General features: G+C 73.4%; 7 protein-coding genes. 3 read left to right on the forward strand and 4 right to left on the reverse strand.

What is annotated here, in order from left to right; all coding sequences use genetic code 11:
* Positions 1 to 7: 7 nt before the first annotated feature.
* On the reverse strand, positions 8 to 1423 hold the full coding sequence (locus tag ACFV5H_RS27370; RefSeq protein ID WP_385197690.1) for a PepSY-associated TM helix domain-containing protein: 1416 nt from the start codon (positions 1421 to 1423) through the stop codon (positions 8 to 10).
* Between the two features lie 129 nt (positions 1424 to 1552).
* Between ACFV5H_RS27370 and ACFV5H_RS27375 the strand changes: the two genes are divergently transcribed.
* Complete coding sequence (locus tag ACFV5H_RS27375; protein WP_385197692.1) at positions 1553 to 2197, forward strand: peptide deformylase; 645 nt, start codon at positions 1553 to 1555, stop codon at positions 2195 to 2197.
* A gap of 248 nt (positions 2198 to 2445) precedes the next feature.
* On the opposite strand, the gene ACFV5H_RS27380 is transcribed toward ACFV5H_RS27375, so the two are convergent.
* A complete protein-coding gene (locus ACFV5H_RS27380) occupies positions 2446 to 3891 on the reverse strand; it encodes a dihydrolipoyl dehydrogenase family protein (protein ID WP_385197694.1) in 1446 nt (481 codons plus the stop codon).
* Between the two features lie 118 nt (positions 3892 to 4009).
* Between ACFV5H_RS27380 and trxA the strand changes: the two genes are divergently transcribed.
* Complete coding sequence (trxA, locus tag ACFV5H_RS27385; RefSeq protein ID WP_385057240.1) at positions 4010 to 4399, forward strand: thioredoxin; 390 nt, start codon at positions 4010 to 4012, stop codon at positions 4397 to 4399.
* Positions 4400 to 4596: 197 nt separating this feature from the next.
* Here the strand turns inward: trxA and ACFV5H_RS27390 are convergent, their stop codons facing one another.
* Together ACFV5H_RS27390 and ACFV5H_RS27395 are read right to left on the reverse strand one after the other, a co-directional pair.
* Positions 4597 to 5634 carry a LacI family DNA-binding transcriptional regulator gene (locus ACFV5H_RS27390; protein WP_385057239.1) on the reverse strand — a complete coding sequence of 346 codons (1038 nt, stop codon included), beginning with the start codon at positions 5632 to 5634 and terminating at the stop codon, positions 4597 to 4599.
* 61 nt (positions 5635 to 5695) lie between these two features.
* Positions 5696 to 6358, reverse strand: coding sequence for a TetR/AcrR family transcriptional regulator (locus tag ACFV5H_RS27395; RefSeq protein WP_385057237.1), 663 nt, complete (start codon positions 6356 to 6358; stop codon positions 5696 to 5698).
* A gap of 123 nt (positions 6359 to 6481) precedes the next feature.
* Here ACFV5H_RS27395 and ACFV5H_RS27400 point away from each other — a divergent pair, with 123 nt between their 5' ends.
* Complete coding sequence (locus ACFV5H_RS27400; RefSeq protein ID WP_385057235.1) at positions 6482 to 7045, forward strand: NADPH-dependent FMN reductase; 564 nt, start codon at positions 6482 to 6484, stop codon at positions 7043 to 7045.
* The last annotated feature ends 82 nt before the right edge of the window (positions 7046 to 7127 follow it).

The raw sequence follows: 7127 nt of genomic DNA on the forward strand, positions 1-7127 counted from the left end.
CCGCGCGTCAGCGCGCCGCCGTGCCGCTTCCGTACGTCCGCCGTCCCCGGCGGTGGGCCACCTCCCCGAGCACGATGTCGACGGCGAGGAACACCGCCAGGGGGATGCCGAGGAGTGGGACGAAGTAGCCCAGGACGGCGATCGCCGCCAGCAGCGGGACGAGTACGTACGGCGGTACCTGCTGCCAGGCCCCGCGCGGGATCGGCCGGCCGAAGGCGGAGCCGCGGCCCCGCTGCCACCACATGCGGTAGCCCCACACGATCAGCAGGATCAGGGTGAGGGCCAGAGCCATCAGGGCGATCTGGTTCACCAGGCCGAACAGGCTGCCGGTGTGCAGGTCGATGCCCCAGCGGGTGAGTTTCGCGAGGACCGGATAGTCGTCGAACCGCAGGACGTCGGTGACCTCGCCGGAGGCCGGATCGACGGCGGCCGAGTCCTGTTTCTCGGGCCAGCTGCGCTGGATCTGCCGCACGACGTACGCGGACTTCTCGTCGGCGGGCGGCACGATCTCCACCGGGTCGCCCAGGCCCTCGGCCCGTGCCGCCGCGAGGACCTTGTCCAGGCCGACCCCGTGCGCCGCGTCGCCCGCCGTGCCGCCGGCCGCGTCGTGGCCCGCGTGTTCGCCGGCCGCCGCGGCCGACACCGAGGGGGTCTCCTGGCCGAGGGAGGTGCGCAGCTCGCCGATGTTCGCGCCGGCGTAGGTGGACCAGGTCAGACCGGTCGCCGAGAGGAAGATGAAACCGGCCGCGGCCCAGACGCCCACACCACCGTGCAGGGCCAGTGTGCGGCGCCGTCCGCCGGTGCCACGGAACTTGCGCTGGGCACGGCGCCGGGAGAACCACAGCACCAGTCCCCCGCCCGCGATCACCCACAGCCAGCTCGCGGCGAACTCGCTGTAGAGACGGCCCGGTTCGCCGAGGTGCAGATCCCGGTGGAACTCGTCGATCCAGGTGCGCAGGGGCAGCGCGCCCGAGGAGCCGTACTGTTCCAGTTCGCCGCGCACCTTCGCGGTGTACGGGTCGACGAACACGGCCAGGGTGTGGCCGGGGTCCACGCCCGGTATGCCGGACAGCATCACCCTCGTGGTGGCGTCCGCCTCGGGTGAGGGGCGTACGGCGGAGATCGTGCCCTCGGGGTGGGCCTCGCGGGCGGCGGCGACCTGCTCGGAGACGGGCAGCTTGCGGTCGCCGACGGGGACGGTCAGCTCATGGTCGTAGACGATCTTCTCGGCCTGGTAGGAGGCGGCGTACAGCAGGCCGGTGAGGGCGGCGACCAGGAGGAACGGCGCGACCAGGACTCCCGCGTAGAAGTGCAGGCGCAGGACGAGGGGGCGCAGGCCGGTCCAGGCGCTCTTCGCGGGAGCGGGGGCGGAGGCGGGGGGTTTCGGCGCCTCGTCCGTGGGGGTCGAGGGAGCGGTGGTCATCGGTGGGGTTCTCCCGGGGACGTCTTGGCGGGCGGAGTGGTGGTGCAGTAGTCGGGGCGGCGGGGCGTCCGGTTCCCGGCAGACGTGTGTGACCTGCGCCACATGCGAGAGGCGTGCGATCCTGGCGGGATGGGAACTCCGGACGATCGCACGCCCCTGGCCGAGCGGGTCGAGCAACTGCTCTCCGTGGAAGGGCCGTTGACCGTCGTCGCGGCCGGTGACCCGGTGCTGCGCGGGGGTACCGAGCCGTACGACGGACAGCTGGGGCCCGAGCTGCTGACCCGGTTCGTGGCGGCGCTGCGGGTCACCATGCACGCGGCGCCGGGTGTCGGGCTGGCCGCGCCGCAGGTCGGGGTGGGGCTGCGGATCGCGGTGATCGAGGATCCGGCACCGGTCCCTCAGGAGGTGCGCCTCGCGCGCGGGCGGGTGCCGCAGCCGTTCCGGGTGCTGGTCAATCCGGTGTACGAGCCGGTCGGCACCCGGCGGGCCGGGTTCTTCGAGGGGTGCCTGAGCGTGCCGGGGTACCAGGCGGTGGTGGCGCGGCCCGCCGAGGTGCGGCTGAGGGGGCAGGACGAGTACGGGCGGGCGCTGGACGAGGTGTTCACCGGCTGGCCCGCGCGGATCGTGCAGCACGAGACGGATCACCTGGACGGCACGTTGTACCTCGACCGGGCCGAGCCTCGCTCGCTGTCGTCCAACCGGTTCGTGGTGGAACGCTGGTCGCAGCCGACGCCGGAGCGGGCGGCCCGGGAACTGGGCTTCGAGCTGCCGTGACCTCGGCCCGGTCCTCCGTCCGGCGGCATCCGCCCGCCGGAGGGAGGACCGGGGCGCTCGGCGTCGGGCGCCTTGACCGTCGTCCTCCGCCGGACCGGGCTGTCGGCCGCCGTTCCCGAGGGTGGTTCGCCCCTGCCGCCCCTTCCCTTCCCGTCCCTGCGGGCTCCGCCCCGGACCCCCTTCGGCCCTGAACGGGCCTTGTCCTCGAACGCCGGACGGGCTGAAGGGGGCGGACGGGCTGAAGGGACTCAGGCGTCGCGGTAGGCCTCCAGGAGGCGGAGCCAGATCTCGCTGATCGTCGGGTAGGACGGGACCGCGTGCCACAGGCGGGCGATGGGGACCCGGGCTGCGACGGCGACGGTCGCGGAGTGGATGAGTTCGCCGACTCCGGGGCCGACCAGGGTGAGGCCGCGCAGGATCTCGTCCTCGAGGTCGACGATCATACGGGCGCGGCCCTTGTAGCCGTCGGCGTACAGGCCGGCGCCGGCGACCGAGGACAGGTCGACGTCGACGGCGCGGACGCGGTGGCCCGCACGTTCCGCCTCGGCCAGGGAGAGGCCGACGGAGGCCGCCTCCGGGTCGGTGAAGACGACCTGGGGGACGGCGGCGTGGTCGGCGGTGGCGGCGTGCGCGCCCCACTCCTCCGCCTGCACGGGCTCCCCGGCGGCCCGGGTGACGATGGCGGCGCCCGCGATCCGGGCCTGGTACTTGCCCTGGTGGGTGAGGAGGGCCCGGTGGTTGACGTCGCCGACGGCGTACAGCCAGTCGTGGCCGGTGACGCGGAGGCTGTCGTCCACGGTGAGCCAGGAGCCGGGTTCCAGACCGATCGTCTCCAGGCCGATGTCGTCGGTGCGCGGGGCGCGGCCGGTGGCGAAGAGGATCTCGTCGGCCTCGATCCGGTCACCGTCGTCGGTGACGACCAGGACCGTGCCGTTCTCCCTGGTCACCGACTTCACGGAGGTGCCGGTGCGGATCCGGGCGCCGGCCTCGGTGAGCGCCTCGGCGACCAGCTCGCCGGCGAACGGCTCCATGCGGTTCAGCAGGCTCTCGCCGCGGACGAGGACGGTGACCCGCGAGCCGAGTGCCTGCCAGGCACAGGCCATCTCGGTGGCGACGACCCCGCCGCCGACCACGACCAGCCGGCCGGGCACGGACTGCGCGCTGGTGGCCTCGCGGCTGGTCCAGGGCCGGACCTCGTCGAGTCCGGGCAGGTCGGGCAGCTGGGCGCGGCTGCCGGTGCAGACGGCGACGGCGTGCCGGGCGGTGAGGACCCGCCTGCCGCCGTCGGCGTCCGTGACGGTGACGGTGCGCGGGCCGGTGAGCCGCCCCTGGCCGCGGTACAGGTCGGCTCCGGTGCCCTCCAGCCACCGGACCTGGCCGTCGTCCTTCCAGTCGGAGGTGAAGGAGTTCCGGCGGGCGAGTACGGCGTCGGCGTCCAGGGGTCCCCGGACGGACCGGCTCAGGCCGGGGAGGCGGAGGGCGTCGGCCCGGGCGATGACCGGGCGCAGCAGGGCCTTGCTGGGCATGCACGCCCAGTAGGAGCACTCGCCGCCGACCAGTTCGCTCTCCACGACCGCGGTGGTGAGCCCGGCGGCGCGGGTGCGGTCGGCGACGTTCTCGCCCACGGGTCCGGCGCCGAGCACCACGACGTCGTAGGCGGTTGATTCCGGTTGCGTCGATTGCGTTTCCGTCATGGCGTCAGTCTGGTGGGTGGTGTGCGCTGTGGCCACATGGGTAGGGGCGCGGAATACGTGACCGGCCGGCCGTGTTGTGCCGACGGCCCGACCCGACACCAGGAAGAGGGAACGCGCGATGAGCAGCACCGTGGAGCTCACCAAGGAGAACTTCGACCGGACGGTCACGGACAACGGGTTCGTACTGATCGACTTCTGGGCGGCCTGGTGCGGTCCGTGCCGCCAGTTCGCGCCGGTGTACGAGAAGGCGGCGGAGGAGAACCCGGACCTGGTGTTCGGCAAGGTGGACACCGAGGCGCAGCCGGAGCTGGCCGCGGCGTTCGGCATCCAGTCGATTCCGACGCTGATGATCGTGCGTGATCAGGTCGCCGTGTTCGCCCAGCCGGGCGCGCTGCCCGAGGCCGCTCTGACGGATGTCATCGGGCAGGCGCGCAAGCTGGACATGGACGATGTCCGCAAGCAGATCGCCGAGCAGCAGGCGCAGCAGGGGGAGGCGCCGGGCGCCTGAGGCGGCCTCGGCGGCGGTGGCGGTGGGGTGGGTTCGCCCCCGCCGCCCCTTCCCTCCCCCACTCTCGACTTCGCTCGAGCGGGAGGTACCCCCATCGAGCCCGGGGGCTCCGTCCCCGGATCCCCGTTCGCGCCCACGCGGCGGAGCCGCATATCGGCACAGCCCCGCGCCCCTGCAGGGGCGCGGGCGTCCTTGAGTCAGCTCGACTCGCGTCGGACCACCGACGCGCCCAGTACCTTGTGGGCCTCGGGGGCCGTGGCCGGGTCGCGTACCGCGCGGTCGACCAGTTCGGCCAGTTCGCGGCCGGACGGCAGTTCCAGGTGGACGGTGCTCAGGCGGGGGCGCAGCAGCCGGCCCAGCATCAGGTTGTCGGCGCCGACGACGGCGGTCTCCTCCGGGATGCGGACGCCCTCGTCCTGGAGCGCGCGCATCAGCAGCATCGCGTACTCGTCGTTGTACGTGAACACGGCGTCGAGGCCGAGCTCGCGCCAGCGGGCGGCCAGCCGGGCGGCGGCGCCCTCGTCGTACGCGAGCGGCAGCTCGGTGACCGTGGCGTCGGTGCCGCGCAGGGCGGCGCGCACGCCGGCCAGGCGGGGCGCGGAGAACGCCTCCAGGCCGGGCTCTCTCGGGACGACCACGCCGATCCGGCGGCGGCCCCGGTCGAAGAGGTGGGCGCCGGCGCTGTGCCCGACGACGTCGTGGTCCATGAGCAGGGTGTGCGCGCCCTCGACGGACTCGGGGCCGAGGGTGACGACGGCCCGCGCCCCGGAGCGTTTGAGCACCTCGACGCCGCGCGGACTCAGTCCGGAGCCGGGGACCAGGACCGCCACGGGCCTCAGCTCGGCCCAGGCGCGGGCGGCCTCGTCGTCGTGCAGGCCGACGGTGCCGTACTGCACGACCGTGTAGTCGAGGCGGGCGAGGGAGCTCTGGAGATCGTTGATGAACTGGCTGTAGAGCGGTCCGACGGGGAAGGCGGGCGCGGGCATCAGGACCGTACGGCTGTGTCCGGCGCGCAGACTGCGGGCCGCCGCGTGCGGCACGTACCCGAGTTCCTTCGCGGCCTCACGGACCCGGCGGCGGGTGGGTTCGCTGATCCGGACGGCACCGGCGTTGTTCAGGACGTAGGAGACGGTCGCGCGCGAGACGCCGGCCAGGCGGGCCACATCGGCACTCGTGGGTACGGAGCGCGTCGGTGCGGGGGACGCGGGCGCGGGCGTGTTCGTTATCTGCACCATGACGTACGGCATCCTTGCAGAAGCCGTAACCGGGCTTTCGGCCGGGGGAGTTGATACACCGTCAGCAGACGGGCGCCGGGCCCGTCACCCGGTCGACCAGGTCCAGCCACGCGGACTCCAGCCGCTCCGGCGGCATGCCGCACTGACGTATCAGATGGTGGATCAGGGCGGGGTCGAGCTGGGCCATCAGCGTGTGGGCGAGGACCTCGCAGTCCGCGTCCGGGACCGCCTCGCGCAGCAGCAGGGTCACGTGGTGGCACAGGACGCGGCGGGGCGGGCTGGTGAAGCGGCGGCCCGCTTCCGGTTCGGCCGCCAGTTGCAGCTCCAGTTCCTCGGCGGAGCGGCGGAGCATCGCGAGGCCGAAGGCGCGCAGCCGCTCGGCCGGGGGCGCGCCCGGCCCGAGCGGCGGGGGTCCGGTGAGGAAGGCGGCCTGGAACTTCTTCTCGGAGTGGTCGAGGAGGGCGGTGAGCAGACCGGTGCGGTCGCCGAAGCGGCGGAAGACCGTCCCCTTGCCCACGCGGGCCGCCGCCGCGACCTCCTCCATGGTGATGCTGTCGGCCCCGCGCTCGGCCACGAGCAGCGCGGCCGCCTCCAGCAGGCGGGCCCGGTTGCGCGCGGCGTCGGCGCGCAGGCAGGGCTCGTCGGGGTCGATGCCGAGTTGCAGCAACTCCTGCGGCTGTACGGGGTCCTGGGGTGCCGGGACGGGCGGCGGCGCGGCGGACATGAAGCCAGCGTAAAGCATCGGGAAGAAACTGGACCGCGGTCCGGTTGAGATGCTACAAACGAGAAACGGACCCCGGTCCGGATTGTTTCGGCAAGATTTCAGCACCTCCCCTGGAGTTTCCCCATGTCTGTTCGCATCCTCGCCCTCGTCGGCAGCCTTCGGGCCGGTTCGCACAACCGTCAGCTCGCCGAGGCCGCGGTCAAGCTCGCTCCCGCGGGTGCCGATGTGGCGCTCTACGAGGGGCTCGCGGAGATCCCCTTCTACAACGAGGACATCGACGTCGAGGGCGCCGTGCCGGCCGCCGCCGCCAAGCTGCGCGAGGCCGCCGCGGGCGCCGACGCGCTGCTGCTCTTCACGCCCGAGTACAACGGCACGATGCCGGCCGTCCTGAAGAACGCCATCGACTGGCTGTCCCGCCCCTACGGCGCCGGCGCCATCAGCGGCAAGCCGGTCGTCGTGATCGGTACCGCCTTCGGCCAGTACGGCGGTGTGTGGGCGCACGACGAGGCCCGCAAGTCCGTGGGCATCGCGGGCGGCAAGGTGATCGAGGACATCAAGCTCTCCATCCCCGGCTCGGTGACCCGCTTCGCCGAGACCCACCCGGCCGACGACGACGAGGTCGCCGCCCAGCTGACCGAGGTCATCACCCGCCTCCACGGCCTCGCCGGCGAGCCGGCCGCGGCCTGATCTCCTCGCCCCTGCCGCCCTTACCCGTCCCATCCCTGGGGCGCTGCCCCCGGGCCCTCGCTCCTCAAACGCCGGAGAGGCT

Source organism: Streptomyces sp. NPDC059787, from assembly GCF_042732315.1.
Lineage (GTDB): Bacteria > Actinomycetota > Actinomycetes > Streptomycetales > Streptomycetaceae > Streptomyces > Streptomyces atrovirens.